Source organism: uncultured Corynebacterium sp. (assembly GCF_902782855.1).
Taxonomy (GTDB): domain Bacteria; phylum Actinomycetota; class Actinomycetes; order Mycobacteriales; family Mycobacteriaceae; genus Corynebacterium.
In genome coordinates this window covers 1-3,365 of record NZ_CACZOO010000119.1, presented here as the reverse complement: position 1 = coordinate 3,365, position 3,365 = coordinate 1, and the positions used below count along the sequence as shown (strand labels likewise).

2 protein-coding genes and 1 pseudogene are annotated in these 3,365 nt (G+C 68.3%); all 3 read left to right on the top strand.

Going from position 1 to position 3,365, the window contains the following annotated elements:
* A pseudogene (locus tag QZV72_RS05620) lies at positions 1-212 on the top strand (4-diphosphocytidyl-2C-methyl-D-erythritol kinase); the annotation flags it as partial.
* A 54-nt stretch (positions 213-266) separates the two neighbouring features.
* A complete protein-coding gene (locus tag QZV72_RS05615; RefSeq protein ID WP_297006154.1) occupies positions 267-2,129 on the top strand; it encodes an ABC-F family ATP-binding cassette domain-containing protein in 1,863 nt (620 codons plus the stop codon).
* Positions 2,122-3,365: alpha/beta-hydrolase family protein (locus tag QZV72_RS05610; RefSeq protein WP_297006152.1), on the top strand; the 1,244-nt coding region annotated here is incomplete at its 3' end. The genes QZV72_RS05615 and QZV72_RS05610, both read left to right, overlap by 8 nt.

The following is a 3,365-nucleotide window of genomic DNA, read 5'->3' as shown; positions in this document are numbered from 1 at the left end:
TGAGTCTGCGTCCCCCCTTACGCCGAACCCTCACCGCGGCCCGCGAGGCAGGTGCGCTGGGTACCGTGGTGGTCGGACCCGGGCCGGCTGTCGCAATGCTCTGTTCTGACCGGGAGCACGCTGTCGAGGTCGCCACCGCCGTGTCCGTCGCGGGGCACACCGGGCCGACTCTCGTTGCCGCGTCCTCCCCCCACGGCGCACGCACCGCCTGAGTCCACCGCCGTATACCGTCACCCCTGTCACCGAAAGAAGCACTGAAACTCCACATGGCCAGCACAGTCAACCTCATCAACCTCGAGAACGTCGACAAGTCCTACGGGCTGAAGACCCTCCTCGACGGTGTGAGCCTCGGGGTCAACAGCGCCGATCGGATCGGTGTCGTCGGTCTCAACGGCGGCGGCAAATCGACGCTCATCCGCATTCTCGCGGGGTCGGACACCCCGGACTCCGGGCGCGTGTCCCGCAACAACGACCTGCGCATGGCCGTCGTGTCCCAGGACAGTGACCTGCCGGGCAGCACCGTCGGCGAGGCGGTGTTGTCGGGGCTCACGGGGGAGTCCGGTCCCCTGGAGACCCATGAGTGGGCGTCTGACCCACGGATACGTGACGTCCTGGAGGGCATCGGCGTCAACGACCTCGGTGACGGCGCGGGGATGGGCACTCCGCTGGAGGGACTGTCCGGGGGTGAGCGCCGTCGCGTCGGAATCGCCGCTGCGCTGGTGCGTGACCTCGACCTCGTCATCCTCGATGAACCGACCAACCACCTCGACGTCGAGGGGGTGGAGTGGCTCGCCCGGCATCTGCTGTCCCGACGCTGCGCCGTCGTCGTCGTCACCCACGACCGCTGGTTCCTCGACACCGTGGCGACGACAACCTGGGAGGTCCACGACGGGACCGTCGACGTGTTCGAGGGCGGCTACAACGACTGGACCTTCGCCCGTGCCGAACGATCCCGTCAGGCCGATGCGGAGGAACAGCGTCGGGCGAATCTCGCGCGCAAGGAACTCGCGTGGCTGCGCCGCGGTGCCCCGGCCCGGACCTCCAAACCGCGCTACCGGATCGAGGCAGCGGAGGCACTGATCAAGAATGTGCCGGCCCCGCGTGACCGCGTCGAGCTCATGAGCTTCGCCACCAGGCGACTCGGCAAGAAGGTCATCGAGCTGGAGGACGCGACCGTCACCACCCCGCCCCCGGAGGCCCGCGTCCTCGTCTCCGATCTCACGTGGCGCCTCGCCCCCGGTGAGCGCATCGGTCTGGTCGGTGTCAACGGCTCGGGAAAGACCACTCTGTTGCGCACCCTCGCCGGGGAGTACCCGTTGGCCGCCGGCAAGCGGACGCAGGGACGCACCGTCCAGGTCGGCTGGCTGCGCCAGGAACTCGAGGACCTCGACGGTGACCGTCGGCTGCTCGACGCGGTGGAGGATGTCGCGACCCGGGTGGAGATCGGTGGAAGGGAACTCACGGCATCCCAACTCGCCGAGCGTCTCGGATTCTCCGCCAAGCGTCAGCGGACCCCTGTCCGCGACCTTTCCGGTGGTGAGCGCCGCCGCCTCCAGCTGACCCGGGTGCTCATGGCGGAGCCGAACGTCCTGCTGCTCGATGAGCCGACCAACGACCTCGACATCGATACGCTCCAGGAGCTGGAGAGCCTCCTCGACGGCTGGGCCGGTACCCTGGTGGTCATCTCCCACGACCGCTACCTCATCGAGCGCATCTGTGACTCGACCTGGGCGCTCTTCGGCGACGGGAAGCTCACCAACCTGCCCGGTGGTATCCAGCAGTACCTCGAACGGCGCCACGAGCTGCTCGCGGCGGGTCCCGGGGAGGCGGTGGTCACCCCAGCCACTCCCGCCTCCCCGAGCCCGTTGCCGTCCGGGCTGTCGGCGCAGGAGGACCGCGAGCTGAAGAAGGAGCTCAACGCACTGGAACGGCGGATGCAGAAGCTCAGCGCGAAGGCCGGGTCCCTCACCGCGAAGCTCGCGGACGCCGCCGCCCCGGCCGACGGTAACGTCGACACGGCGCTGCTCGCCGACCTCGACCAGGAGCTCCGGGGCGTACGGTCGGAGCACGACGAATGTGAGATGCAGTGGCTCGAGGTGGCAGAGAAACGGGAAGAGGGACATGTCTGACGTGTCGGTGGACGATACCCGCGAGGCCCGGCGGTCCCCGGAGACCCGGTTCCGGATCGCGGGTTTTCTCGGGCTGCGGCGTCCGGAACCCCCGGACAGCTGGGGTCTCGTCGTCGGTGGTCTCGCTTTCGCCCTGTCCCTGACCCCCTCACTGGTCCCACGCACATGGCTGTACCAGGGCATTGCCTCCGGACTGTCCGCGGCCACCGGTCATCTCATCGGGCTCTTCCTCCTGCTGAACTGGAAACTGTGGTGCCGTGACATCGTCGAGCCACTGTGGAAACGTCTGGCCGGTGGCCGTCGGATTCCCGCCGTGTGGTGGGGCAGGTTCAGGATGTCGTTGTTCGTCGTCATCCCCGTCGCCCTGCTGGCGTGGATGTCCCGTGCCGTCCGCTGGCAGCAGGACCTCGCCGAACTCATGGGTGCGCGTTCCTACACTCTCGCCCAGTTTCTGCTGGTGCTGCCGGTCGGACTGCTGGTGTGGGCGTTGTTCGTCGGTATCGGGCGGGCGGTTTCGGCCTTCACCGGTGTACTGGCGAGCGCGGTGCCTGGCAACAACTCCCGCTACGGGCTGCGCCTGCTGGTGTCCTGGGGTGCGGTGGCGGTCGCCACACTGCTCATCGTCGATTTCGTTCTCCCCGGGACCATCCGTCGGGCGACCGAGCAGTTCTTCTCCGTCAGTACGGAGGCGATCCGCCCTGATCTGGTCAGGCCGCACGTTCCTGAGCGTTCCGGTGGACCCGGCTCTCCGACGGAGTGGGAGGATCTCGGCGCCTACGGCACCCGTTTCACCGCGCTGGGGCTCTACCGGGAAGACCTGGAGAAACTCACCGGGCGACCTGCGAAGGAACCGATCCGTGCCTACGCCGGCATCACCGACGGTGACGATGACCGGGAGCGGGCCCGTCACCTGGTCAGTGAGCTGCAGCGCACGGGGGCCGAGGACCGCGAGGCTCTGCTGCTCGCCCCGGCGACGGGCACCGGTTGGGTGAACCCGACGACCGCGCAGGCCTTTGAGCTGATGTTCGACGGGGACACGGCCATCGCCTCCGCCCAGTACTCCGACGTCCCCAGCGCAGTCCAGTTCGTCACGGACCGTGACCGGGTGGCGGACTACGGACGCGACCTGATCACCACGGTCGTCGACTGGTGGCACACCCTGCCCGGGAACCACCGGCCGAAGCTGTACATCTACGGTGAGTCACTGGGCACCACCGCTGCGGAGAGTGCTTTCTC

Coding starts and splice junctions, on each gene's coding strand:
- QZV72_RS05615 (WP_297006154.1), top strand. CDS start 267: ATGGCCAGCACAGTCAACCTCATCAACCTCGAGAACGTCGACAAGTCC.